Origin of the sequence: Pseudomonas sp. PvP009 (genome assembly GCF_017832995.1) — a bacterium.
Taxonomy (GTDB): domain Bacteria; phylum Pseudomonadota; class Gammaproteobacteria; order Pseudomonadales; family Pseudomonadaceae; genus Aquipseudomonas; species Aquipseudomonas syringae.
In genome coordinates this window covers 447,388-473,314 of sequence record NZ_JAFIBG010000001.1, presented here as the reverse complement: position 1 = coordinate 473,314, position 25,927 = coordinate 447,388, and the positions used below count along the sequence as shown (strand labels likewise).

Genomic DNA, 25,927 nt, shown 5'->3' with positions numbered 1-25,927 from the left:
GTCACTCCTGAGCAATCTTCAGCGTGCCGGGCGGCACGAACCCCGGGTGGGCCAGCCGATTGCGCTGCACCATTTCCTGCGCCCGGCTGGCGTCGCCGAATCGGCGATAGGCCAGCACCAGCGCGGGCAAAGGCTCGGAGACCTTCATGTCCACCAGACGTACGCCGGAAGCCGCCACCGCGTTGAGGTGCCTGATCAAGGCCTGACGCAACGTGTTGAGCGCCAGGTAATGTTCGGGATCGGCTTTCAACGACGCTTCCCAGATCGCCGAACTCAGCGTGTCACGTAGCTCGATGACGTCATCGGCAACCGGCACATCGACGCGTTGCAGCGCTTGCGTCACTTGCTGATCCAGCGATGGCACCACCGTGAGCGGCGTGACGGTCGTCGCAACCGGCATGCTCGCGACGATTTTCGCCACCTTGACCAACAAGGCATCCTGAACCAGATTGGCCGCGGCCTGAGCCGTCACGCCGGTGTCCAGCCCGCTGCTCTGACTGACCAGATTGATGCCGGACACCGCTTCCGCCTGTTGCGTGGCCTCGGAAATCACCGACCGGTAATCGACCGTTTCAACAGAGGACACGCCGCCATTGCTGCCGGACCTTGCTGCCGCGCTGCTCGCAGCGGTGCCGTTACTGCCACTCGCGGAACCGCTGCCTGAACCGCCCCCTGTCGAGCTGCCGGAACCTGACCCGGCATTCGTTCCAGTACTCGCCCCGCCAATACTACTGGTGCCGTTCGCTCTTCTGGCTCGACGGCTGTCGCCGTCGAAACTGGCGAAGAACGTGGTAAACAGCGTGCTGACCGTCAACGGCGCATTGACCAGCGAATGCACCAGCGCGGTGACATCCGAATAGATCGTCATGAACGGTGTGAACTGCCGCTGAATGGTCGCGAACACACCCGACAGGGCGCTGCGTAGCGCCTGAATATTGATACGCACCGCGTCCACTGTGGCCATCACCGAGCGGTAGCGCCTGAGCGCCGAGTCCAGCAGGCTCTCGGACGCGCCCAGCAACTGCCGTCGCGTATTGAGGGTCGACACGGGAAACTTGAGCGGGTTGGCCGGATAGAATTTCAGGTCCAGCCGGACGAGCCCGCCTTCGCTCAGGTTGTGTGTGACGCCACATTCGCCGACCTGGACCTGCACGCGACCCAGCCAGGGATGCACCAGCTCGCCGGCACCCTCCTGCTCCAGTGCCTGCAGCAGTCTGTCTCGCTGTTCGAAACAGTCGGGACCGACAATGAACCCCGTCAGCGTATGAACTTTCGACTGTTTGCCCAGCGACTCGAAATATGGCTCGTCGCGTTGTGGAAACTCATGCAACTGCCCCTTGCGGCCTGCCGGGACGACGGCTTTTTCAATGAAAAAACCGACGCCCCGGAAAGACGCTGGCAGCAGGCTGTCACGCCATGTACTCATGATCCGGCTCCTGCGCCGAGGGTTCGATAACCGACGTTTGGCGATATCGTCAAACCCGGCTGGTTGGTTTGCACTTGCCCGGCGCGCATGCCCGGCGGCGCGTTTTCAAAGCGAATGTTGAGCTCGCCTTCAAGTCGCGGGCCGGCCCCGGCTGCGCCCTGTTGCAACAACAGGCTGCCGGGGGCCAGCGGGGTGGGTACGCCGAGCAATTGGCTGGTCGACGGCACGCCAGTGGCCTGATTGAGCAACTGCTGATTCGTGCGAACGTTCTCGACGGCACCGGCCGCCAGAAACGCCCCGGTCCCGCCGCCTGGCCCTGCGTTGCGTATCCGCTGTTCTTCCGCGAACTGATTGGCCTTCTCGGTCGCCCGCTGCAGGACGGTCTTATTCGTGTCGCCACCAAACCAGCTCATGATCGGCTCGATGAATGGCTTGATGTCCGCCCACAGACCTGCGAACCAGGTTTTGATCGGCTGCCAATTCTCGATGACCATGCCCAGCGGCGAAAAACTGAACAGCGTTGCCAGCACATCGGTAAACGGTTGCGCCTCGGCCTTGATGGTTTCCCATAGCCCGGCCAGGTACTCGGACAACGGCTGCCAGTTGGCCACGACCATGCCCAGCGGCGACCACGCAAACAGCGTTTGCAGAAAATCGAAAACCGGCGTGGACAGCGCCTTGATCACGTCCCACAGCGCAGCAAAGAATTCGCTCAGTGGCTGCCAGTTGGCTGCGATCATGCCCAGCGGCGTCCAGGCGAAGACCGCTTTGAGTACATCCCACAGCGCCATCACCGGTCCGCGAATCGCCTCCCAGACCGCCTGAAAATAAGGTGCGACGGTCGACCAGTTGGCGATCAGAAAAACTGCCGCCAGCGCGAGGCCGCGCACGATCAAGGCCAGCGGTGACAGGCCCATCACCGTGCTAAGTACGCTCATGGCGGTCGTCGCGGTCATGACCGCAACTTGCAATACACCGAACGCAATCGCAGCGGCCACCACACCCTTGATAACGCCAGGGTGTTCGGCCGCCAGTGCGGCGACCTGAGAAATCATCGGCCCGATCACGGCCATTGCTTCGTTCATCGCCGGCAGGAACATACTGCCGATATTGATGCCCAGACGATCGACACGGTTGGTCATCTCTTTGATGGCAGTGGCCGTGGTCTGGGAGTTGTCTGCGAACTCCTTCTCGATGGAGCCGCTGTTTTGCACGCCCTCCCCGACCTTGGCCAGGTTGGACCTGAGCACATCGAGGTGGGCCAGCAGCGGCGTGATCGCGCCCAGCGATTCGGCACCGAACAGCTGCGTGATGACGTCCGACTGTTTGCCGGGATCAACACTGGAAACCGCCGTCAGAACCTTTTCGATGGTCCCGGACGGGTCACTCTGCATGCCTTGGGTCAGCTGGTTGACGTCGAGCTGCAACGCCTCGAACGCCCCGGCTTTCGCCGCGCCCCCTTCAGTCAACGATTGCATGAAACGCTTCATGCCGCTGGCGGCCACATCGGCCGGCACATCGACGCTGGCCAGGGTCGCACCCATTGCCGCCAGTTGCCCGGAGGCCATCCCCGCCACCGGCCCGAGCGGGCCCATTGCAGTCACCATGGTGGCGATTTTCTTTTCCAGATTGTTGCCGCCGAGCACGTTGATCTTCTCGGACAACGCCGCGACCTGCGGCTGAGTCATCTGAAACGATGACCGCCACGAGGCCATCATGTCGCCCGACTCGGCCGCTGTCTGATCGAATGCGACGCCCATTTTCACGGCGTCGCTGGCAAACCCGGTCAGTTCTTCGCGCGGTACATTGGCCTTGGCACCCGCGGCGACAATCGCCGCGATACCGTTGGCGCTTTCCGGCAGTCGTTCACTGAGGTCCAGAATGTCGGAACTCATCTGCCGGAACTGTTGCGGTGTTTCAAAGGTGACCGACCGTTTCACGCCGGCCATGCTGGTTTCGAAACCGATCGCTGCCTTTACCCCGGCAATCAAGGGCTCTGCCAAAGCATTGCCCTTGATCATCTCGCCCACTTCGACGTTCCCAAGACCAGAGCCTTCAAGCCTGGTCTCGAAGCCTTCAACGTTGTTGCGGATGGTTGCCAGCGTTGGAGACAGCTTGTCGACGCCGGTAATCAGCGTCTTGATAGTGTCTGCCATCACTCCCCCTGCAGGATCTGGTTGATGCGTTGCGTCTGCAAGATCGACTCGGTGATGACGTCCAGCTCCCTGGACATCATCAGTTCGGGATCGGTCTTCCAGAAGTACGCGAGGTCGTAAACGACGGCGATCAGTCCTTCGAGGTCGCTGATGCCGCTGCCATGAAAAAACTCGCAACCTTCCAGCTCAGCGTGTTGATGTCGCACAGGTCCATCTGATTGACCGACGAGGGCGGGATGCCGGCGCAGACGGCGATGTACTTCGCCGCCACGTCCAGATCCAGAGAAACTTCCTCGTTCTTGTCGATCCTGTACGGCAGGGCCTTGATGGCCCGCGCTTCCTGCGCCGTAGGGCGCCGGAAGGTCAGTTGCGAAAGGGTCTCGCCGTGCGCTTCGATCGGGCTGGCCAGGTCGATGACTTCACTCATTGCCAGCTCCCCTGATTGCCGTCGAATTGCAGTTCGATGGTGCCGTCGTCAGCCTTGCTGCTCGGCTCATCGACCAGGTAGGCGCCGGACAGGACGTAGGTCTTGCCGTTCTTGAATTCACAGGTGATGGTCATGTCCACACCGGTAGTGAGCAGCTTGAGCGGCAGATCCGCGGTGTGCACGGCGGTGAATTTCAACCAGGCAGCCTTTTCGGTTTCCTTGTAGTAACCAGGCACGACCGTCTCGCGCTTGATGTTCATCAGAGGCGCTTCGCCGCCGCCGCTGATGGTCAATTGGGTGCCATCCACTTTGATGTAGCAGGTACCCGCAACTTTCTGACCCATGTTGTTTATCTCCAGAATGAAAAAACCCGCACGAGGCGGGCTTGAAAGGGTTGGTTAGGCTTATGCCGCTTCGTCGTACTGCAAGCGGAACTGGTTGAGCAGCGCGAACACGCGCAGGCCGTTGATGTAGTCAGGCGGGAACATCACGTTCACGCGGCTTGGGTCATTGCCGTCACGCTCGACGATCAGGTGCTGGGCGAACGTTTCGGCGTTCTCCACATGGCCCTCTTCTTCAAGACGTGCGTACTGCGCAATCAACTCGCCACGGATGGTGCTCGGCGTGATGATCGGCTGGCCGGCACCGAAGCGCGTGCCATCGTTGGCCAGCTTGTGGCGGCCGTACTTGCTAGTGATGATGCCTTGCAGACGACGGATGATGAACGCCGACTGGTGCATGGTTTCGCTGTCCAGGTACGAGTTGTCCGCCTGGCCGTAAGCGTTCTTCTGGTAGGTGGTGATCGAACGCTGAATGCGCACGTAACCGCCTTCGTAGTACGCCGTGGCGATGCCGTAACGCAGCAGCGACTCACGCTCGGTCAGGGTGAAACGCTGACTGGCCGGCGCCGGATCAATACCGGGCATGGTGCCGCTCTGGGTAGGACGGCTGGCGTCGGCAGAGATGAACACCGCCGTGCGCGCAGCCAGTGCAGCGGCTTGCAGCCAGACCGGTTGCGGAACACCGTTTTCCACACCCTGAAGGGTGATGTGCTGATCGTTGCGCAGTTGACCTGCGGCCACCAGCGTACCGACCGTGCCGCGCTTGGCACTGTAAACGTGACCGTACAGCTGACGGGCCCAGCTCCAGCGACCGGTGCTGTCGTCCATTGCCGCTTTCCAGGCATCCAGCGTGGCGGTATCGGTCCAGGGCATGCAGATGAACTCGAACGGCTCATCGCCCAGCGCAGCCAGTGCCTTGAGCTGATCAGGCGTACCCACGCCACCAGTCATGGCGGTGACTGCCGCCGTCAGGCCGGCAGGAATGACTTCGCCATTGGTCTTGCCCTGGCGATTGAATTCCAGCTGGATGTCATTGCCGCTTGCCCCGCTCCATTTGCAGGAAAGGGTCAGCACACCCGCTTCGACAGCCGCGGTGATCGGCAGGTCAGGCGTGGCATTGATCTTCACCGACAGCGCAGTAGCAGCCTGGGCATCGGTTGAACCATTAACGACAGTGGCCTGCACTCGCATGCCGCCGACATACAGGTTCAGCAGACCGGCTTCGGTCGCCGCCCCGGTGAGGGTGACTTTCGCGCCGGCCTTGGCGCCTTCGGTATTGAGCAGCGGCAGGCACCAGACTTCGCCGGTGGGGTCCGCCTTGCGCCAGGTTTCATACATGGCGGCCAGCATGGAGCCCTGACCGCCGATGTTTTTCGCCAGCGCCACACTCGGCACCAGCACCAGAGAACCCAGTTCGGGGCCGGACACATCGTCGTTGACCTGCGCAACGATCAGTCGACGCATGCTGGCCGACGCGCTGTTGGCGGCCGAGTTGTCCATCTCCGCATAAAACAGCGGAACGCGAACATCGGATGGAATGTTGTTAAAGCTGATAGCCATTGTTTGGCTCCCTCTTGGTTAAGCCGTGAAGGCTTGATGGGTGGTGGTGGATTGCTCGGTTTGAAGGGTGATGTCGCCGTCGTTCTGACGACGCTGCCACCAGGCGTTGAAGGTCACCTGCCGGCCTTCGACGGGCAGCAAATCGCCCGCCTCCGGATCCGGCACAGTGCGGCCTTCGGCCGGTACTACAGTGATGCGTTGAGTCATGGGGTTACCTCTGCTGTGAACTTCGCTTCGATACGGCCATCAGGGCCGGGGGATTTCAGATTCGGATCTGCGGGGTCAACGCAGTCCATCTCAATGGTGGCGCCCGTAAACCCGGGCAAACCATCCAGATACGCTTCGTGCCAGGTCTCGGCAGGCTGATCGGAGGTGTTGCGGCCCAGTTGAAACTGCGCTGCAAACCCGAAGCGATACGTCACCCGGTCACCGCTGATCTGCACCAGCGCGCCACCGGTGTACTGCATCGCGTCGTAATCGTGATCCGGGTTCCAGCCCACCAGTGCACGCCACAGTTCGGCGCGCAGGGCATGCAGTTGCTCGCTGGCTTCCTGCCCGCGCTTGTCACCGCCATCGAGCACCACCACGACATCGATCGTGTCGGTGATGCTCTGGCGGATGACGTTCTGCAAATCGTTGGCGGTGGACTGATCGCCAGTGGCAATCACGTACGCCGACGGGTGAGCGAGCTGATCGCCGAGGGCGACCGCAGCCCAGTCGATACCGGCACTGATTCGCCCGGCAAAGCTGGGGCAGGTCGCCTGCAAATGGGCAACTATCGGGGTTATCTTCATGAGGGGTTCCGCGTGTGTTGAAGGTTGATTGCGGCGTGGGAAACGCCTACTGGTTAGCCTTGCACAACGCCTCATCAGCCTTGTCTGCAGCACGGCTGGCCGCGTGAGCGGCCTGATTGGCAATCGATGCAGCACTCTCGACCCTGTCCGCCACCTGGGTAGTGGTTTCGGCCAGCCTGTCCAGGCGCCGGTCGCGCTTGCCCAGTGCTGCGTCGTAGGCATTGCGAACCTCGGCCAGCTGCTGCGTATGCTCGGCATTCGCCGACCACTGCCCGGCCTGAAAACCGAGCATCAGGCAGCCAGCGATCAGCAGCATGGAAATCAGCCAGATTTCCAGGCGCCGCCACCAATGGCGAGCGATGAAATCAATTGCGCATCTGTGCATCGTTTGCACCTCCGAGTTGAGATCGAAGCCGGGCGATTTCGGCGCTTTGCGTGGTGACCTTGTCGGTGAGCTGGACGATGTGGCTGGTGAGGGCTTCAATCTTGCCTTCCATCCGGCCAACAGCTGCAGCGAGCTCGTTGCGCTCCTTGGCGAACTGGTCAGCCCGCGCTTCAGCTTCCTTGCGCGCCTGGCGCTCGGAGTCGAGCAGCTCATTGAGACGGCGAACCGTACCGATGTCCGCGTTGTCCATCGCCCGGTCTGTTGCATCTCTGGAAAGAAACTTGCGCAGCCATAAAAAGCCGCCAAGCAGAATTGTGCCCGTGCCGCCCAGCCAGGTAGCTGTGCCTGGGCCTAGGTCGGTTGGGTCCATGGGTACTCCGGAAATAAAAAAGACCGCACTGAGGCGGCCGGGCTGAATACATTTAACAATGCTGCGTCGGGCAGGCTTGCGCAGGCACCTGATCTGGACGTTGACCGGATCTTGAAAAACAAACCCCGCCGAGGCGGGGTTTGAGGTGGGTCGCGAGTGACCGGTTGTGCCTGTTGATCATCCTGTTTCCGGCTGCTGCCCTGAGGCGCAAATCGCATATCGTGGGACCTTTTTACCCCCCTCCGGAAAGCCTGGGAAGGGGCAGTTTCGGGGTGGGTCGAGTTTGACCGGAGTTCAACACGAGTTCGGCCACAGCTGTGCAATCGACCCGGATAAACGGCGTGAAACCGTGTCTTCATTCACCCTTGCGCAGCTTTGTCGGCAACGGCGTTGTTGCTTCTGGAAGCGCTGCGCTCAGCGAGAATCGCCAGCACTTGCTGGTGAAGCTTGTTGATCCAGTTGCGATAGGTGCGATCTGCGCCTTCATTAATGCCTACCAGGCGCATCTGCTCGCGCACTGGCAACGACTCGACATAACGCAATGTCGCCAGCTGGGCCAGTTCAGGCCCGCGGCTCTTTGCCGGGCTGCGTGACAGCTGCGCAATGGCCGCTTCCACTTCGCTGCTTATATAGTCCAGACCGCTGCCATTGCCCACCAGCGCGCGCGAGCCGGGTGTGCGACGCGGAATGTACGCGCCCCATTCCATGATCCCCGCCATCGGGCTGCTCAGTCCGCCGCCCAGGCCGATGCGCATGCGCTGTTCACCCCAGTGCTGCATCACGGCTTCTATTTTCTCGATCATCGTGTCTCTCCTGTAGGACCTTTCCGAAACGCTGCGCAGCGTCTTTCGCTGCACAGAACCAAGGCCTTACAATACATTTTGTATTTTTATGACACAACGGAGCATTACATTATGTATATTGCTCAACACCCTACAGCCTGTATGATTCGACGCATGAACAGAAAATGGTATGAAGTCGCAAGACAGGTCATGGAAACCCAGGAAATCAGCCAGGAAGAGATGGCTGAGCGGATGGGCGTAACGCCCGGCGCGGTAGGGCATTGGCTGAATGGCAAGCGTGAGCCGAAGATCGAGGTCATCAATCGATTTCTGACTGAGCTCGGCCTGCCGATTCTCACCACCTCCATCCCGGCCAGCGAACCCGGCATGCACAACGTGGAGCCCACGGTGCAGCCTTCGCGTTTCTATCGCTACCCGGTCATCAGCTGGGTCGAGGCCGGTGGCTGGAGTGAAGCCGTCGAGCCCTACCCTGCCGGCTATTCGGACACCTTCGAGATCAGCGACTATAAAGCCAAGGGCAGAGCCTTCTGGCTGGTGGTCCGTGGCGATTCGATGACCGCGCCCGCAGGCCAGAGCATTCCAGAAGGCATGTTGATTCTGGTCGACACCGGAATCGAGCCCACTGCCGGCAAGCTGGTCATCGCCAAACTGCCGGAAAGCAACGAGGCCACGTTCAAAAAACTGGTCGAAGACGCCGGACGCTACTTTCTCAAGCCGCTGAACCCCGCCTACCCGACCCTTGCGGTGACCGAGGAGTGCAAACTGATCGGTGTCATCAGGCAGATGACGATGCGTCTCTGAATCCAGGCACGCCCGCCCAAGCCCCGATAATCGGGGCTTTTTCATGCGCCTTGTTTCAGCCTTGGCATGTGTCCATGTAGGAAACATTTGTAGCTTGCGTGAGAAACACCCCTCAATTACTGTATGCACATACAGTAAAAAGGAGTTCACTCATGCTCAAGCAGTTCCCCGACACCTCGCAACATGACGCTTACCTGGCCTTGGCACAGCGCATTCAGGACGCTATCACCAGTGACAAGGCCCAGATCGAGCATCAAGTCCTGCTGATCAGGGAGCCTGGCGAGTCGGTGGCCCACTGGGAGCGCATCATGGATCAGATCAGCGAGGCCGAAGGCATCAGCGTGACCCGCAACCCGGAAAACGGCACTGCTCGAGTGTCTTGGTACATCGATTCCCTGTGAGACGAACGATACAAATTGTATTTAAAATACAAACTGTATTGTCATGAAGCGCTACATATCGTATTGTTTGTCTGCACCCCATCTCGGGAGTACTCACATGCAAACCACAGGGAGTCATGGAATGAACGAAATACTGGATCAACTTCGCAAAGAATTCGCCACGCCGTGCCCTTCGCTGAGCGCCGTCAGAGAGCGTTATTTTTCGCACCTGTCGAACGACAGGAATCTGCTGCGCAAGATCAACGCAGGGCGCATCGACTTGAAGGTCAGCCGTACAGGCGGCAGTCGTCAGGGCCACCCCTTCGTGTACCTGCACGACCTGGCCAACTACCTGAGCGCCATCGTGACCAACAGGGCTGCTTGAGGTCAAAAAAGCACCGCCGCAGCGCGATAATGTTCATCGAACTTTGCAGTCATGAAAAATCTTGCTACGTTTCCGGTACAAAATAAAAACAATCGGGATCCTTTCATGACCAAGACATCAAGGCGCTGGCCCTTCGCGGCCTGCCTGTTATCGCTTGCCTGCGGCACCGCTGCCGCTGCGCCCTATTCAACCATGGTGGTGTTCGGTGACAGCCTGGCCGATGCCGGGCAGTTTCCTGACACCGCAGGGCCCAGGGGCTCCACGCTCAGGTTCACCAATCGTGTCGGCCCCACTTATCAGGACGGCAGCGGTGAAGCGTTCAACCTGAACTCGTCGACGCTGATCGGCAGGATGCTCGGTGTGCCGGCAGGAGATCTGGCGGCCTCGACGTCACCGGTGAATGCTGCACTGGGCGCACCCGATGGCAACAACTGGGCAGTCGGCGGCTACCGGACCGACCAGATTCTTGACTCGATCAACTCGCAATCCACCGTCGTCGATCCGAACACCGGCACATTGCTACGCAGCCGGACCGGTTACTTGCCCGCCAACAGTTTTCGCGCCGACCCCAACGCTCTTTATTACCTGACCGGGGGCGGCAACGACTTCCTGCAGGGTCGTGTGTTGAGTGCCGGCAGCGCCGCGCAAGCTGCCAATCAGTTGGCTGACAGCGCGCAAGCCCTGCAACAGGCCGGTGCGCGCTACATCATGGTCTGGTTGCTGCCGGATATCGGTAAAACGCCAGCCTTGAGCGGTTCGCCGCTGGCCTCGGCAACCTCCGCACTCAGCGCGGGCTTCAATCAGCAACTGGTCAGCCGACTGGCACAGATCAATGCCCAGATCATTCCGCTCAATGTTCCGTTGCTGATCAATGAAATCCTCGCTCAACCGGCACGCTTCGGGTTCGATCCCAACGAGAATCTGGTCAGTACTTGTTTCAGCGGCGACAGCTGCCGGGAAAGCACCACCAACGGCAGGTCCAGTGCGACGCCGAATCCGAGCCGGCTGTTCTTCAACGATCGCGTGCACCCGACCGAAGCCGGACAGAGGTTGCTGGCCGACTACGCCTACTCGCTGCTTTCGGCGCCCTGGGAAGTTTCCCTGCTGCCGGAAATGGCCAATGGCACACTGCGCATGCATCAGGACGAAATCCGCGCCCAGTGGCTCAGCGACTGGGGCAACTGGCAAGGCGTCGGGCAGTGGCAGAGCATGCTTTCGGCAGGCGGTCAGAAAATGGACTTCGACGCGCAGAACAACTCGGCTGACGCTGACGGAAGAGGCTATAACCTGACCATCGGCGGCAGCTATCGATTTGCCGAAAACTGGCGCACAGGGGTTGTCGCCGGGGCATATCGCCAGAGTCTTGAGGCAGGGCCACGGGACTCGGACTACAAACTCAATAGCTACATCGCCACTGCGTTCCTGCAGTATCAGGCCAACCACTGGTGGGGTGATCTGTCGGTGTCGGGCGGCAAGCTGGACTACGAAAATGCCGAGCGCAAATTCGCGCTGGGCGTCAGCGAGGGTCAGGAAAAAGGCGATACCGACGGCGAAATGTGGGCTGCCAGCGGGCGAGTCGGTTTCGACATCGCGGGCCCGACCAGCCGCTGGCATCTGTCGCCTTTCGTCAGCGCCGATTACGCGCACATCGATGTCGATGGCTACTCGGAAAAAGGCGACCGTTCAACGGCGCTGACCTTCAGTGACCAGACGCGCAAATCGCGGCGTGCAGGCGTGGGTGTGCAGGGCAAATTCCAGGTGACACCGAGCACGCAGGTATGGGGAGAAGTTGCTCATGAAAGGGAGTTCGAGACCGATCAGCAGGACGTGACCATGGCGCTCAACAGCGTCCAGTCCGTCGGCTTCACGCTGCAAGGCTACACGCCGCAACGCGACCTGAACCGGGCCACGCTGGGTGTCAGCCAGAAGCTGACTCAGGACCTGACACTGCGCGGCAATTACAACTGGCGCAAAAGCGACGACGTAGCCCAGCAAGGGGTGAATGTTGCGTTGAGTCTGAGTTTCTAGACAGGCTGCTGGACAACCTCACTAGCATGCGACGCTCCGCGTCCTGTCCTGACTCTGCGGCGCGGCGCAGATCTGTGACGCGGAGCGTCACCCACGGCATTCCCACGCTGGAGCGTGAGGAACGATAGCTCTCCAACTACCGTTCATTACCAGAGCAGCAAGCCTGACTATCGTGCGACGCTCCGCGTCGCATGCCGTTCTGGACGCTCCGCGTCCTATCCTGAGAGCTGCGGCGCGGCGCGGCGCAGATCTGTGACGCAGAGCGTCACCCACGGCATTCCCACGCTGGAGCGTGAGGAACGATAGCTCTCCAACTACCGTTCATTACCAGAGCAGCAAGCCTGACTATCGTGCGACGCTCCGCGCCGCATGCCGTTCTGGACGCTCCGCGTCCTATCCTGAGAGCTGCGGCGCGGCGCGGCGCAGATCTGTGACGCAGAGCGTCACCCACGGCATTCCCACGCTGGAGCGTGAGGAACGATAGCTCTCCAACTACCGTTCATTACCAGAGCAGCAAGCCTGACTATCGTGCTACGCTCCGCGTCGCATGCCGTTCTGGACGCTCCGCGTCCTATCCTGAGAGCTGCGGCGCGGCGCGGCGCAGATCTGTGACGCGGAGCGTCACCCACGGCATTCCCACTGGAGCGTGAGGAACGATAATTTCAACTATCGCGCGATGCTCTGCGTCCGCTTGAGGACGCAGAGCAGCAGCCTGCTCAGTCCTCGGCAGTTTGCGAGGCCAGGGCTACGGCGCGGAACATGGCGCGGCGTTTGTTCAGGGTTTCTTCCCACTCCAGCACTGGCACGGAGTCGGCGACAATGCCGCCACCGGCCTGTACATGCAACTCACCGTCCTTGATCACCGCAGTGCGGATCGCAATCGCGGTGTCCATGTTGCCGTTCCACGCCATATACCCCACCGCGCCGCCGTAGACGCCACGTTTGACCGGTTCCAGCTCGTCGATGATTTCCATGGCGCGGATCTTCGGCGCACCGGACAAAGTGCCCGCCGGCAGAATTGCGCGCAGCGCGTCCATCGCCGTCAACCCGCTTTTCAACTGGCCTGTGACGTTGGACACAATGTGCATCACGTTGGAATAACGCTCGATGACCATTTTCTCGGTCAGTTTGACCGTGCCAATCTCCGACACCCGACCGGTATCGTTGCGGCCAAGATCGATGAGCATCAGGTGTTCGGCGATTTCCTTGTGATCGGAGAGCAGGTCTTCTTCCAGCGCGCGATCCGCCTCTTCGGTGGCGCCGCGAGGACGAGTCCCGGCGATCGGACGCACAGTAATCAGATTGTCCTCGACTCGCACCAGCACTTCCGGCGAACTGCCCACCACGTGGAAGTCGCCGAAGTTGAAGAAATACATGTAAGGCGTGGGGTTGAAGCAGCGCAGCGCCCGATACAGATCGATGGGCGCGGCGCTGAAATCGATGGACATGCGCTGTGACGGGACTACCTGCATCACGTCGCCGGCGAGGATGTACTGCTTGATCGTGTCGACTGCCGCCTCGTAATCGTCCTGGGTAAAGCTGGAGCGAAACACCGGGTCGGCCGCCGGAGGCCGGTCCAGATCAAGGCCACGGCGCGGCGTGATCGGCTGACGCAGCTTGTGCATCAGCTCATCGAGCTGCGCAACGCCACTTGCGTAAGCGTCCTGCTGCGCTGGATCGATCAGCACGATGGCGTGCATCTTGCCCGCCAGGTTGTCGAACACCACGACCGCGTCAGACACCATCAACAGGATATCCGGCACGCCCAGCGGGTCAGGGTTCGGGCAGTTGGCCAGACGCTTCTCGACATAGCGCACACAGTCATAGCCAAAGTAGCCCACCAGCCCGCCGTTGAAACGTGGCAGCCCGGCAATGGTCGGCACGTTGTAGCGCGCCTTGAAGGTCTCGACGAAGTCCAGCGGGTCTTCGACATCCAGGCTTTCGATCTCGACGCCATCATGGGTCACGCTGACGTGATGGCCATGCACGCGCATCACGGTGCGGCATGGCAGGCCGATGATCGAATAACGCCCCCACTTCTCGCCGCCCTGAACCGACTCCAGCAGGTAGGAGTTGGGCTGATCGGCAAGCTTGAGGTAGATCGACAGCGGCGTGTCGAAGTCGGCCAGGGTTTCGCGGGCAAGCGGGATGCGGTTGTAGCCTTCGGCAGCCAAACGCAGGAATTCTTCACGGTTCATGAGCAACCTCGTGGTTTGAGGACAAAACGGTCAGGTAGGCAAACGTGCCGGCAGGCCGGCCAGAATCAGGTCAGGCGCGCCAACGCCAGCGGGCCAGGGCCTTGATGACTTTCATCCAGAGTTTGCGAGTGACCACCACGATGGATTCTCTTGAGGAGGGACGTTTGATGTCGGGCAACAGTATCTCAGCGTCCATGTCCAGGCAACCGGGAATCAGTCTGCGCAGATCATCAATCACCATCGCCGGGTTTTCCTCGGCAATCGGCCGCCCATGGTTGTAGCCATAGCTCAGCGCGACGCAGGCCACACCGGCAGCCTTGGCCGCCTGCACGTCAGTGCGCGAGTCGCCGACGAACAGCGATTGCGAGGCTGGCGCACCGGCCATTTTCATCACGAAAAACAGTGCGGCAGGATCGGGCTTTTTCTGCGGCATGGTGTCACCGCCGATGATCCAGCGAAAGAAACGCCCCAGCTTCATCTCGTCCAGCAGCGGCGCGACGAAGCGCTCCGGCTTGTTGGTGATGAGGGCCATTTCGACACCCATCTTCTGCAGCCATTTGAGGGTCTCACGCACGCCGGGATAGACCACGGTGAACTCATGCTTTTGCGCATAAGCGCGCATGAAGATTTCCAGACCCTGCTCGGCCAGGGCGTCATCGACCCCGCTGTGGTCGAGGTCGTTGGCCAGCGCGCGGCGGACCAGCACCGGCGCACCGTTGCCCACCCAGGACCGCACCGATTCCAGCCCGGCGATCGGACGCCCCAGCTCGGCGAGCATGGTGTCCACCGCCACGGCCAGATCGGGCACGGAGTCCACCAGAGTGCCGTCCAGGTCGAACATGATCAGCTTGGGAAGTTTGCCTGCAAACAGCTGCTCGAAACCGCTCATGCGCGGGATGACGCCAGTTCTGTGCGCATCTTTTCGATCACTTCGCGGTAGTCCGGCGCATTGAAAATGGCTGAACCGGCGACGAAGGTATCAGCACCTGCCGCTGCAATTTCGCGGATATTGTTGACGTTCACGCCGCCGTCGATTTCCAGGCGGATGTCGCGTCCGGAAGCATCGATCAGGGCGCGCGCTTCACGCAGCTTGTTGAGCGTGCCGGGGATGAACTTCTGCCCGCCAAAACCTGGGTTGACGCTCATGAGCAGGATCATGTCGACCTTGTCCATGACGTATTCGAGCAGGTTCAAGGGCGTGGCCGGGTTGAACACCAGGCCCGCCTTGCAGCCACCCTCGCGGATCAGTTGCAGCGAACGGTCGATGTGCTGGGTCGCTTCCGGGTGAAAGGTGATGTAGGTGGCACCGGCCTCGATGAAGTCGCCGATGATGCGATCCACCGGGCTGACCATCAGGTGCACGTCAATCGGCGCAGTGACGCCATATTTGCGCAGCGCGCTGCACACCATCGGACCAATGGTCAGGTTCGGGACGTAGTGATTGTCCATGACATCGAAGTGGACAAAGTCGGCGCCGCTGGACAGCACGTTGTCGACTTCCTCACCCAGACGGGCGAAGTCAGCGGAAAGAATCGATGGGGCAATAACGAAGGGCTGCATGACGCACCTGTTTGAGCAGAATCACGGTGCGCGGATTGTACGCCAAGCTTCGCCAGGAGCGGTAAGCTTCGAGCCTCAAGCCTCAAGCCTCAAGCCTCAAGCCTCAAGCTTCAAGCTTCAAGCCTCAAGCCTCAAGCCTCTTGATTTGCTTCTGCTTGTAGCTTGCAGCTTGCAGCTTGCAGCTTGCAGTCACTGCGCCGTTCTGAGTTTTTCGCTGCGCCCCCTCAGCCACTCCAGCACCAGCAGCAGGACCACCGAAAAGCCGATCAGCAGGGTCGCAGCGGCGGCGATGGTCGGGCTGAGGTTTTCGCGAATGCCACTGAACATCTGCCGAGGCAAGGTCGCCTGTTCCGGTCCGGCGAGGAACAGCGTGACCACCACTTCGTCGAACGAGGTCGCGAAGGCGAACAGCGCGCCGGAAATCACCCCTGGCGCAATCAGTGGCAGGGTCACGCGCCGGAACGCGGTCAGTGGCGATGCGCCGAGGCTGGCAGCCGCACGCACCAGGTTGTGATTGAAGCCCTGCAACGTCGCCGACACGGTGATGATCACGAACGGCACGCCCAGCACCGCATGGACCAGAATCAGCGAGGTGTAACTATTGCCCAGTCCCAGCGGCGCGAAGAACAGGTAGCTGGCGACACCGACGATCACCACCGGCACCACCATCGGCGAAATCACCAGGGCCATGACCAGCGCCTTGCCGGGGAAGTTGCCGCGGGTCAGGCCGATCGCTGCCAGCGTGCCGAAACCCATCGCCAGCAGGGTCGCGGCCGGGGCGACGATCATGCTGTTCTTCAGCGCGCGCATCCACTCGGCGGAGTTGAAGAAGTCCTGATACCACTGCAACGAGAAGCCTTGCAGCGGATAGACCAGAAAGCTGCCGGAGTTGAATGACAGCGGCACGATGACCAGTACCGGGAGCACGAGAAACAGCAGCACCAGGGTGCAGATGATGCGCAAGGCGTAATACCAGAGGCGCTCGATCGGCGATGTGTAAGGGTTCAGCATGGTCACGCTCCTCAGCTCAGACGCAGGCGGCTGGCACCGACCAGCCAGCTATAAATCAGGTACAGCACGATGGTCGCCAACAGCAGCAGCCCGCCAAGCGCGGTGGCCATGCCCCAGTTGATACTGGTGTTGGTGTAGAACGCGACGAAATAGCTGACCATCTGATCGTTCGGGCTGCCCAGCAACGCCGGGGTGATGTAGTAGCCGATCGAGAGAATGAACACCAGCAGACAGCCGGCCCCGATCCCGGCGTAGGTCTGCGGGAAGTACACCCGCCAGAAGCTCGCAAACGGGTGGCAGCCCAGCGAAATCGCAGCGCGCATGTAGGTTGGGGAAATGTTCTTCATCACGCTGTAGATCGGCAGGATCATGAACGGCAGCATGATGTGCACCATCGAGATGTACACGCCGACGCGGTTGAAGACCAGTTCCAGCGGCTTGTCGATGATGCCCATCGCCAGCAACGCACTGTTGATCAGCCCGCTGGACTGCAACAACACGATCCAGGCAGCCACGCGTACCAGAATCGAGGTCCAGAACGGCAGCAGCACTAGAATCATCAGCAGGTTGCTCTGCCGCGCAGGCAGGCTGGCCAGCAGATAGGCCAGCGGATAAGCCAGCACCAGACAAATCGCGGTAATCACCAGGCCCATCCAGAACGTGCGGGCGAAGATGTCCAGATAGATCGCCTGGTCCGGGGTCGCCGGGGCGATTTCGCCGAGGTCGTCGATGCGATGGTCGACCGCCGCCAGCAGGTAATACGGGGTGATGCTGCTGGTATTGCGACGCACCGCCTGCCAATAGGCCGGGTCGCCCCAACGCTCGTCCAGCGCTTCGAGCGCTTCTTTATAAGAGGCAGGCTCGGTCTTGAACGGCAGCGCGCGTGCTGTTTTGCTCAGCAGGCTGCGGTATCCGGCCAGTTCGATGTTCAGACGTTTGGACAGATCGCCCAGCGTGGAATTCTTGCGCGTTTCGGCCAGGTCCAGGCTCATTGCCTTGTAGACCGACTCGGGCGGCAGCCCTTTACCATCCCACTTCTGCACTTCGACCACGGTGGTCGGCAGCGCAGTCACGACTTCGGGGTTGCCGACGCTCTTGTACAGCAGCGCAGCGATGGGCACCAGAAACACCAACAGCAGGAAAATCACCAACGGAGCGATCAATGCCTGGGCCTTCCAGCGGTTGACCCGCTCGGCGCGAGCGAGACGTTGCTTCAAGTTGGGGCTGGCGCCTTCAGTCAAGGGCACGGCGATGGCCATAGCGAACTCCGGAATCTTTCAACGAGGGGGCGCTCCCCGTTTCAGGGAGCGCCCGGTTCTGACTCAACGCAAACGGATTACTTGGCCGCCCAGGCAGTGAAACGCTGCTCGAGGGATTCGCCGTTGTCGGTCCAGAACGCCACGTCCATCTGCACCTGATCCTTGATGTTCTCAGGCGTGGTCGGCATGTTCTGCAGGGTTTCCTTGTCCAGCAGCTTGACCGCCTGGGTGTTGGCCGGGCCGTAGGCGATGTTCTGCGAGTAGGTCTTCTGCTGCTCGGGGCTCAGCATGTAGGCGATGAACTTCTTCGCGGCATCGGCGTTTTTCGAACCCTTCGGGATGGCCCAGGCATCGAAGTCATACACGCCACCGGTCCAGACGACCTTGAGGTTGCTTTCCTTCTGCACGGCGGCGATCCGGCCGTTGTAGGCCGAGCTCATCACCACGTCACCGGACGCGAGGTACTGCGGCGGCTGGGCGCCTGCTTCCCACCACTGAATGTTTGGCTTGAGCTCATCCAGCTTTTTGAACGCGCGGTCCTGGCCGTCTTTGCTGGCCAATACCTTGTAGACGTCTTTCGGCGCAACGCCGTCGGCCATCAGAGCGAATTCCAGGGTGTACTTGGCGCCTTTGCGCAGGCCGCGCTTGCCCGGGAATTTCTTGGTGTCCCAGAAATCGGCCCAGCCGCTGGGTGCAGTGCTGACCTTGTCAGCGTTGTACGCCAGCACGGTGGACCAGACGAAGAAACCGGCACCGCAGGTGGTGATGGCGCCAGGCACGAAGTCAGCGGCATTGCCCAGCTGTTTCGGGTCCAGCTCTTCGAACATATCTTCGTCGCAACCACGCGCCAGTTCCGGCGATTCGACTTCTACCAGGTCCCAGGAAACGCTCTTGGTGTCGACCATGGTTTTGACCTTGGCCATTTCCCCGTTGTACTCACCGGCGATGATCTTGCCGTTGCCGGCCTTTTCCCAAGGCGCGTAGAAGGCTTTTTCCTGAGCGGCCTTGTTGGCACCGCCAAAGGAGATGACGGTCAGGTCGGTGGCTGCCATGGCTTGCGCCGCGCACATCATGCCCAACGTGATGGCGGTGAACTTCAAAGATTTCAACATGTGTTCTTTTCTCCACGAGCAGTGTTGGTAAGCGATTGGGATGGGCGATCAGGTCGCCTCTGTTATTGCTTTTGTCGGTAGATCAATGCACTTGCTGCAAGGGGTCGAGCGCTCGGACGTGCTCGACTTGCCAGCCGATGGGCACCACGTCGCCCACGCTCAGGCCGGGGTCCAGTTCGGCAATCGGCTGTTTGACGAAGAAGTCATTCTTGCCTGCCACTTCCAGACGCACGCGAACGTGGTCGCCCAGATAGATGAACTCGGCCACACGACCGGAAAAACGGTTGGCGCAGCTCTCGCTGCGGCCATTGAGGTTGATGCGCTCGGGACGGATCGACAGGGTCACCGGACCGCCAGGCTGGCCGACGTTGATCGCCAGCGCGTGGACTTTCTCGCCACGCTCGAGTTCGACCACACAGCGATCGCCGTCCTGACTGACCAGACGTCCATTGAGGCGGTTGTTCTCGCCGATGAAGTTGGCCACGAAGGTGTTCTTCGGTTCTTCGTACAGGCTGCGGGGCGGCGCTATCTGCTGAATCTCGCCCTGATGGAAGACGGCAACCCGGTCGGACATGGTCAGGGCTTCGCCCTGGTCGTGGGTCACATAGACCACGGTTACGCCCAGGCGCTGGTGCAGGTGCTTGATCTCCATCTGCATGTGTTCGCGCAGCTGCTTGTCGAGCGCGCCGAGCGGCTCATCCATCAACACCAGTTGGGGTTCGAACACCAGCGCACGCGCCAGTGCAACGCGCTGCTGCTGGCCACCGGACAGCTGCGCCGGGTAGCGATGCGCAAAGGTGTCGAGCTGAACCATGCCCAGTGCCTTTTTGACCTTCTCGCCGACGTCGGTCTTGCTCATGCCACGCACCGATAACGGGAACGCCAGGTTCTCGGCCACGGTCATGTGCGGAAACAAGGCGTAGTTCTGGAACACCATGCCGATGTCGCGTTTGTGCGGCGGCACGTTATTGATGGCGCGGCCACCGAGGAGGATTTCACCGGCCGTCGGGGTCTCGAAACCGGCCAGCATCATCAGGCTGGTGGTCTTGCCAGAGCCGGAAGGACCGAGCAGGGTCAGGAACTCGCCCTTGCGAATGTCCAGGTTGAGGTCTTTGACGATCAGTGCTTCGCCGTCGTAGCTCTTCTGCACACCACGAAAGCTGACCAGAACATCATTTGCTCCAGCGCTTGTATCGACGTCGCTCATTGCCCACACCCTTGTTTTGTCTGCGTGGGCTCAAGCCTAGAGCAGCCCGAAGCCCCCGCAAATCGGGGGCCGGGAGAGAATCGCCTAGGCCGGCTGGAAGGCCAGGGGTAGGGATTGCCCTACAGCGATGGCGCGATTGGACATGTCGGCTCAGGCATCCTTCTCGACGGCGCACTCACGTGGAGCACTCATCGTTATACACAAGTCCTAGAACGCGCAGGATAAAGGGCTTCAAGGCTTCGGCCCGAAGGGCGTAGGAGCGAACTTGTTCGCGAAGACAGTTTTTCAGACGATTCATTTTCGGCGATAATACCGGCCCTCTCGCGAACAAGTTCGCTCCTACGGCCTTCGGCCAGAATCCAAATCAGACTTGTGTACAACGATGAGCGCTCCAGCGTGGGAATGCAGGTCTCGACGCTCTGCGTCGCAAAGGGGCGCGGGGTGTCGGGTGTCGTTTTCAGACTCAGAGCAGCTTGTGCTCCATCGCGTACTTGACCAGATCGGCCAGCGAGTTGAGTTTCATTTTTTGCATCAGCCGGGCCTTGTGAGTGCTGATGGTCTTGCTGCTCAAGGCCAATTGCTGAGCGATATCGTTGACGTTGGCGCCTTGGGCGAGGCGCTCGAATACCGAAAACTCGCGCTCCGACAATAACGAGTGCAAAGGCCGGCTGTCGGTGAGGCCGACTTCAAAGACCATACGGTCGGCCAGATCCGGATCAATATAACGCCCGCCGGCCGCCACCCGGCGAATGGCCGTGAGCAGCAGCGCCGGGTCGCTGTCCTTGGTGGCATAACCTGCCGCGCCGACCTTCAATGCACGCGCAGCCATCTGCGCCTCATTGTGCATCGACAGCACCAGAATGGCCGGCGGGTTGGTCAATGCGAGAATCCTCGGTATCGCCTCAAGGCCATTGACGCCGGGCATGGAGATATCCAGCAGCACCACTTCGCAGGCCACATGACGCAGGGTTTCAAGCAACTGTTCGCCATTGCTGGCCTCGCCCACCACTTGCAGATCCCTGGCCAGACCAATCAATTGCTTGATCCCTTCACGCACGATGGTGTGGTCTTCGGCTACCAAAACACGAATCACTGTTTTCGCTCCTGTGCGATGGTGTCCAGCGGGATATAGGCGCGCAAGGTTGTGCCCTCACCCACCTCGCTGTCCAGCTCAAGTCGGCCGCCAAGCATCAGCACCCGCTCGCGCATCCCGACCAGACCGAACGAAACCGCCCTGCCCGACTCGATGACAAAGCCCTGCCCGTCATCGGCGATGCTCATGCACATCATGCCGTCCTGCAGCGTCAGGCTGATCTCTACCGTGTGTGCCTGGGCATGACGCATCACATTGGTCAGCGCCTCCTGAAGGATCCGGAACATGCCTGTGGCCCTGGCATCGCTGAGCGCCGGGAGATTGTCCGGCACCTGCACCAGACACGGGATCTGCGTGCGCGCCTCGAAACGGCGCGCCTGCCATTCGATGGCCGATGCAATACCAGCGTCGAGAATCGGTGGCCGCAAGGCCGTAGCAACATCGCGCACCAGTTGAAACAACTGAGCAATCAGACGCTTCATGCTCTCCAGCCGCTCGCTCAGGCCAGGGTCGAGGTCGGCATAGGCCAGCTCGCACATCGACGTCTCGAGTTTCAATACCGTCAGCATCTGACCCAGCTCGTCGTGAACCTCGCGGGCAATATGCGCCTTCTCCTCCTCACGCACGCTTTCCAGATGCGCTGACAAGTCACGTAACTGCTCATGTGCGCGGCGTCGTTCGCTGACGTCAGTGAGGAACACCACCAGGTATTCAGCATCGCGAAAGCGCAGGAAGCTCAACGAGACATCGACAGGCAGCAGGCTGCCATCGGCGCGCAGGCAATGGGTCTCGAACACTTGCGGGCTGTCTTCGCTGGAGCGTGCGTTCTTCCACAGGTTAAGCCAGCGATCCATGTGCAGACCGGGCTCGAAATCGATCAGCGGGCGCTCGACCACTTGCCCCGATGCATAGCCCAGCATGGATTCCGCAGCCCGGTTGGCGTAACGCACCCGGCTGTCCCAGTTGACCCAGAGGATGCCGACGGTGCTTTGATCAATGGAAAACTGCGCCAGACGCAGCGCCTCCTCCTCTTCGACACGCCGGGCGAGTTCTTCACGCGCAGCCAGCAGCTCCTGCTCCAGCGCCTGCTGCTGGCGACGTTGCCAGATCACGATGGCGAAACACGCCAGCAACAACACCAGCAGCAGAATGCACAGGTTCTTCCAGAGTTTGGTCGACTCGATGAAATGTGAAGGGGTCAGCGGCATCCAGCGCGCATGCAGCTGCTCCAGCTCCTTGGCAGGGATCGCCCGCAAGGCTTCGCTGACGATGGCGGCCAGCTCCGGCATGTCGCGACGTGAAGCCACCCGCAACAATTGCGGCAGCCCGATATCCCCCACCACCGCCAGCCCGGCGAACTCCGGCTCGCGCAGCAAACGACTGAGTTGCGCTTCGTCCACCACGGCATAACGTGCCTGCTGACTGAGCAACAGCTGCAAGGCCTGGCGCTCCAGCGGTACCCCTTGCAGGTTGAGGTGCGCAAAGTTGCTACGCAGGTAGTCGGCCGTGGTGCTCGGCATGCGTACCGCGACGCGGGAAAGGCTGTCGAGTTTCTCCAGGTCCACGGCAGTGCTGCCATCACGTTCGCCGATCAACAGCTGCGAAACACGTAGATACGGGTCGGAAAACAACCACAGACGTAGGCCTGCGGGTGTTTGCATCAGGCCGGGCGCAACGTCGATTTCACCCTTGGCCAGCGCGCTCTCCAGCGCGCTCTGGTCAGGAAAATTCCGCCACAGCAACTCGACCGGCAGCGTCGCCGCCAGCGCATTCATCAGGTCGACGTTGGCGCCGGACAACTGCTGCAAGCGTTGATCGAACTGCGCGTAAGGCGCACGCAACACCAGCCCTACGCGCAAGGGACCGTGCTGGTCGAGCCAGTTACGCTGCGCTGAACTCAACTGCGCAACGGCAGGTGTTTCAGGTTCGTCAGCCTGCGTATTCGCCATCTGAGCCATCAAGAGCAAGGCCAGGCAGCCGATAAAACCGGTGCGCAGAAGACGAATCATCAGTATGTCGCTCTCGTGTGTGCGTATCACGGCCGTATGCCGCGCAGGCTCAGGCCTGACAAAAGCCGATCAACCCACTAGGCTGCCGGGATAGTTTCTGGCTTGGAATATCCGATGTCCTACACCTTTCGCGCAACGTTTCCTGCATTGTTTCTGTCATTGATACTGCCTTGCGCCTTGCCTGCCCTCGCAGCCGACCCGACCCCTGACCCGGCCAAGGACGCTGCTGCGCAAGCGCCCGTCGAAAGAGCCCCGCTGCTCAGCCGCTCGCAGGAAGACGCAATAGCGCTGGAACGCCAATTGCCGCGCGAAGATCAGCAGCAACTTCAGGCCGGAGATGACAGCTTTCTCGCGCTCTGGAAACCCGCAAACACTGAGGCCCCTGAAGGCGCGGTCATCATTGTGCCTGGCGAAGCCGAGTCACCGGACTGGCCCGACGCTGTCGGCCCGCTGCGACGCAAGTTTCCGGATGTAGGCTGGTCAAGCCTGAGCATCACCATGCCGGATCCGCTCGACAACACGCCGGGAGCACGCGAGCCCGACGTCGCCCCGGCAGATGCAAACGCCGCTAAAGCCACTGAGGCACCGAAGGAAAAACCCAAAGACGCCACGGAGACAGCAAAAGACCCGGCCGCAGAAACAGAGGCGCTGGCTGCGGCTGAAACAGCCAAGGCTGCTGCCGACGAAGAACTCAACAAGGCTCAGGCCGAGCGCATCTTCGCGCGGATCGAAGCCGCGATCAGCTTTGCCCAGCAGAACAAGGCACGCAGCATCGTGTTGATCGGCCACAGCAGCGGTGCGTACTGGGCGGCCAGGTTCCTCAATGAACGGACGTCGCCTGTGGTGCAGAAACTGGTGATGCTGGCGGCGCGTGAACCTCTGAATGCCAAGCCTTCGCTGCTGGACATGGTGCCTCAGCTGAAAGTAAAAGCCGTCGATTTCATCTACAAAAACTCGCCTGACGAGGCTGCAAAGGCTCGTCTGCAGGCCAGTAAACGCACCAAGGGGCCTGGATTTACACAGATTGCTCTGATCAACATCGCCGGCGGCGGAGATGCCGAACAAGAGCAGCTATTCCGCCGTGTTCGCGGCTGGATAGACGCCAAAGAGGAAAAGTAAGCGCCGGCTCAGTTGAACCCGCGTCGGGCTTTCACCACCCGATAGGCATTGTGCAACTCACTGGTCCTCTCGGTCGCCACCCGCACTTGCTGTGGATTGGCGCCCGAGCCGGCAATCTTGTCAGGGTGATGCCGGCTGAGCAGGCGCCGGTAGGCACGCTTGATGCTCAAAGGATCGGTGTCCGACTTTATCCCCAGCAGCGCCATCGCACTTTTGTAGTCGCCGCCGCTGCTGCTGATCGGCGAGCGCTTCATGGGGTCGTGGTCAGCAGCCAGCGCCTCGATCTGTGGACCTGTCCAGCCAAGCCACATGCCCCACACCCCGATCAGCTCGCGCTCGACCCGAGAAGCCTTGCCGTCCGCCCACGCCATCCGCCAGCAGGCGCGCAACATATCTTCGGCAATATCAGGCTGGCCTTGCAGGTCACGCAGATAACTGCGCAGGCCATCGGTGCCGTCGCGGCCGCGTTTGAAGGCGTTTATGGCGCGCAACTGATCCGCCTCGTTCAGATTCAAACGGCGCATCTCGGTACGTGCCTGATGGATATGGCTGGCCAGAACCCGTCCGTCACTTTTGGCCAGACGGCCCAGCAACACAAACAGCAGATCGTCCTTGTGGACCGTTGCACGTCCACCCAGGCGCTCACGCAGATGCGCCCAACTCTGCAGTTTCAGGCGCCGGTCCAGCGCCTGCCCCAACAGAGCACCGAGCATTGCGCCTGGAATACTGGCAATTGCGTAACCGACTCCAGCGCCGATCAGTGTGCCGGGCCAAAGCATTCAGCGAGTCTCCGCAAGCATCTGCTCGGCTTCAGCCAGGCGCTCGTGGGTACCGACATCGACCCAGCGCCCTCTGTAGTGCTCGCCCGTGACCAGCCCGTTATGCATCGCCTCGCGCAACAGCGGCGCAAGCTTGAACGCGCCGGGCTCGCAATTGGCAAACAGCTGTGGATGAAGGATGGCAATACCGCTGTAGGTCAGCCGCTGACCCGCCAAATCGTCGTCGCGCACCTGACCGTCGACCAGCGAGAAATCACCCGTCGGATGATGCGCAGGATTATCGACCAATACCAGGTGCGCAAGGCCTTCAAGCGGCACACGCAATGCGCCGAAGTCGTAATCGGTCCAGATATCACCGTTGATCACCACGAACGGCTCAAGGCCAAGCAGCGGCAATGCCCGCTGAATGCCACCGCCGGTTTCCAGCGGCAGGCCTTCGGGGGAGTAACGGATGCTCAGGTCGAAACGCTGACCGTCGCCCAGGTAATCCTCGATCTGCTGACCCAGCCACGCATGGTTGATGACCAACTGGTGAAACCCTGCATCGCGCAAGGCGTTCAGGTGGTATTCGATCAACGGTACATCCCCGACACGTACCAGCGGTTTGGGCGTGTGCAGGGTCAACGGGCGCATTCGCTCGCCTTTACCGGCGGCGAGAATCATCGCTTTCATGCAGTCCTCTTCGACACAATCAAGATCTTTTCCAAAATGGCCATCGTTCAAG

The 25,927-nt window shown here is 60.8% G+C and carries 26 protein-coding genes; 5 read left to right on the top strand and 21 right to left on the bottom strand.

The window, feature by feature from the left end:
• Window position 1: 1 nt before the first annotated feature.
• The 10 genes from JOE29_RS01995 to JOE29_RS01950 all read right to left on the bottom strand — a co-directional run bounded on the left by JOE29_RS01995 (window position 2) and on the right by JOE29_RS01950 (window position 8,262).
• Window positions 2–1,426, bottom strand: coding sequence for a DNA circularization N-terminal domain-containing protein (locus JOE29_RS01995; RefSeq protein WP_032662872.1), 1,425 nt, complete (start codon window positions 1,424–1,426; stop codon window positions 2–4).
• Window positions 1,423–3,582: a phage tail tape measure protein gene (locus JOE29_RS01990; RefSeq protein ID WP_210078756.1), complete on the bottom strand. Its 2,160-nt coding sequence runs from the start codon at window positions 3,580–3,582 to the stop codon at window positions 1,423–1,425. The genes JOE29_RS01995 and JOE29_RS01990 overlap by 4 nt, the downstream gene beginning before the upstream one ends.
• Before the next feature lie 130 nt (window positions 3,583–3,712).
• Complete coding sequence (locus JOE29_RS01985) at window positions 3,713–4,009, bottom strand: phage tail assembly protein (protein WP_003316280.1); 297 nt, start codon at window positions 4,007–4,009, stop codon at window positions 3,713–3,715.
• Window positions 4,006–4,353 (bottom strand): phage tail tube protein, encoded by a 348-nt coding sequence (locus JOE29_RS01980; RefSeq protein ID WP_003316279.1) that lies wholly within the window; start codon window positions 4,351–4,353, stop codon window positions 4,006–4,008. Before JOE29_RS01980 ends, JOE29_RS01985 begins: the two co-directional genes overlap by 4 nt.
• A 60-nt stretch (window positions 4,354–4,413) precedes the next feature.
• A complete protein-coding gene (locus tag JOE29_RS01975; protein WP_057407230.1) occupies window positions 4,414–5,910 on the bottom strand; it encodes a phage tail sheath subtilisin-like domain-containing protein in 1,497 nt (498 codons plus the stop codon).
• 18 nt (window positions 5,911–5,928) lie between these two features.
• Entirely contained in the window at window positions 5,929–6,117 is a 189-nt protein-coding gene (locus JOE29_RS01970; RefSeq protein ID WP_002551914.1) for a DUF2635 domain-containing protein, read from the bottom strand.
• Complete coding sequence (locus JOE29_RS01965) at window positions 6,114–6,704, bottom strand: hypothetical protein (RefSeq protein ID WP_003316276.1); 591 nt, start codon at window positions 6,702–6,704, stop codon at window positions 6,114–6,116. Before JOE29_RS01965 ends, JOE29_RS01970 begins: the two co-directional genes overlap by 4 nt.
• A 46-nt stretch (window positions 6,705–6,750) precedes the next feature.
• Entirely contained in the window at window positions 6,751–7,089 is a 339-nt protein-coding gene (locus JOE29_RS01960; protein WP_003394900.1) for a hypothetical protein, read from the bottom strand.
• Window positions 7,070–7,459: a hypothetical protein gene (locus JOE29_RS01955; protein ID WP_003411734.1), complete on the bottom strand. Its 390-nt coding sequence runs from the start codon at window positions 7,457–7,459 to the stop codon at window positions 7,070–7,072. Before JOE29_RS01955 ends, JOE29_RS01960 begins: the two co-directional genes overlap by 20 nt.
• A gap of 359 nt (window positions 7,460–7,818) precedes the next feature.
• Entirely contained in the window at window positions 7,819–8,262 is a 444-nt protein-coding gene (locus JOE29_RS01950) for a hypothetical protein (protein ID WP_003422750.1), read from the bottom strand.
• A 189-nt stretch (window positions 8,263–8,451) separates the two neighbouring features.
• Here JOE29_RS01950 and JOE29_RS01945 point away from each other — a divergent pair, with 189 nt between their 5' ends.
• The 4 genes from JOE29_RS01945 (at window position 8,452) to estP (ending at window position 11,856) form a co-directional block, all read left to right on the top strand.
• Entirely contained in the window at window positions 8,452–9,063 is a 612-nt protein-coding gene (locus tag JOE29_RS01945; protein ID WP_024639984.1) for a LexA family transcriptional regulator, read from the top strand.
• 152 nt (window positions 9,064–9,215) lie between these two features.
• Window positions 9,216–9,464, top strand: coding sequence for a DUF1654 domain-containing protein (locus JOE29_RS01940; protein ID WP_002551908.1), 249 nt, complete (start codon window positions 9,216–9,218; stop codon window positions 9,462–9,464).
• 121 nt (window positions 9,465–9,585) lie between these two features.
• A complete protein-coding gene (locus JOE29_RS01935) occupies window positions 9,586–9,828 on the top strand; it encodes a pyocin activator PrtN family protein (protein WP_003316268.1) in 243 nt (80 codons plus the stop codon).
• 105 nt (window positions 9,829–9,933) lie between these two features.
• The gene (estP, locus tag JOE29_RS01930; protein ID WP_137983455.1) at window positions 9,934–11,856 is read left to right on the top strand and encodes an esterase EstP; all 1,923 of its coding nucleotides are present in this window, start codon (window positions 9,934–9,936) and stop codon (window positions 11,854–11,856) included.
• 716 nt (window positions 11,857–12,572) lie between these two features.
• On the opposite strand, the gene trpE is transcribed toward estP, so the two are convergent.
• From trpE to JOE29_RS01885, 9 genes are all read right to left on the bottom strand, one after another.
• Window positions 12,573–14,054, bottom strand: a complete 1,482-nt coding sequence (gene trpE / locus JOE29_RS01925) for an anthranilate synthase component I (RefSeq protein ID WP_003422740.1) — start codon at window positions 14,052–14,054, stop codon at window positions 12,573–12,575.
• A 70-nt stretch (window positions 14,055–14,124) separates the two neighbouring features.
• Window positions 14,125–14,943 (bottom strand): phosphoglycolate phosphatase, encoded by an 819-nt coding sequence (locus JOE29_RS01920; RefSeq protein WP_032662880.1) that lies wholly within the window; start codon window positions 14,941–14,943, stop codon window positions 14,125–14,127.
• On the bottom strand, window positions 14,940–15,614 hold the full coding sequence (rpe, locus tag JOE29_RS01915; protein WP_003304938.1) for a ribulose-phosphate 3-epimerase: 675 nt from the start codon (window positions 15,612–15,614) through the stop codon (window positions 14,940–14,942). Before rpe ends, JOE29_RS01920 begins: the two co-directional genes overlap by 4 nt.
• 189 nt (window positions 15,615–15,803) lie before the next feature.
• Complete coding sequence (locus JOE29_RS01910) at window positions 15,804–16,625, bottom strand: ABC transporter permease (protein ID WP_003394916.1); 822 nt, start codon at window positions 16,623–16,625, stop codon at window positions 15,804–15,806.
• Window positions 16,626–16,636: 11 nt separating this feature from the next.
• Window positions 16,637–17,884 (bottom strand): ABC transporter permease, encoded by a 1,248-nt coding sequence (locus JOE29_RS01905; RefSeq protein WP_003419732.1) that lies wholly within the window; start codon window positions 17,882–17,884, stop codon window positions 16,637–16,639.
• Window positions 17,885–17,961: 77 nt separating this feature from the next.
• Window positions 17,962–18,996 carry an ABC transporter substrate-binding protein gene (locus JOE29_RS01900; protein WP_003394920.1) on the bottom strand — a complete coding sequence of 345 codons (1,035 nt, stop codon included), beginning with the start codon at window positions 18,994–18,996 and terminating at the stop codon, window positions 17,962–17,964.
• Between the two features lie 82 nt (window positions 18,997–19,078).
• Window positions 19,079–20,203 carry an ABC transporter ATP-binding protein gene (locus JOE29_RS01895; protein ID WP_003411754.1) on the bottom strand — a complete coding sequence of 375 codons (1,125 nt, stop codon included), beginning with the start codon at window positions 20,201–20,203 and terminating at the stop codon, window positions 19,079–19,081.
• A 463-nt stretch (window positions 20,204–20,666) separates the two neighbouring features.
• Window positions 20,667–21,296: a response regulator transcription factor gene (locus JOE29_RS01890; RefSeq protein WP_003341145.1), complete on the bottom strand. Its 630-nt coding sequence runs from the start codon at window positions 21,294–21,296 to the stop codon at window positions 20,667–20,669.
• Window positions 21,293–23,305, bottom strand: a complete 2,013-nt coding sequence (locus JOE29_RS01885) for a transporter substrate-binding domain-containing protein (RefSeq protein WP_210078755.1) — start codon at window positions 23,303–23,305, stop codon at window positions 21,293–21,295. The genes JOE29_RS01890 and JOE29_RS01885 overlap by 4 nt, the downstream gene beginning before the upstream one ends.
• Before the next feature lie 114 nt (window positions 23,306–23,419).
• On the opposite strand from JOE29_RS01885, the gene JOE29_RS01880 reads away from it, so the two are divergent.
• Entirely contained in the window at window positions 23,420–24,424 is a 1,005-nt protein-coding gene (locus JOE29_RS01880; protein ID WP_210078754.1) for an alpha/beta hydrolase family protein, read from the top strand.
• 8 nt (window positions 24,425–24,432) lie between these two features.
• Here the strand turns inward: JOE29_RS01880 and JOE29_RS01875 are convergent, their stop codons facing one another.
• A complete protein-coding gene (locus JOE29_RS01875) occupies window positions 24,433–25,203 on the bottom strand; it encodes a TerB family tellurite resistance protein (protein ID WP_074997645.1) in 771 nt (256 codons plus the stop codon).
• Window positions 25,204–25,875 (bottom strand): N-acetylmuramate alpha-1-phosphate uridylyltransferase MurU, encoded by a 672-nt coding sequence (gene murU / locus JOE29_RS01870; protein WP_210078753.1) that lies wholly within the window; start codon window positions 25,873–25,875, stop codon window positions 25,204–25,206.
• Window positions 25,876–25,927: the final 52 nt, after the last annotated feature.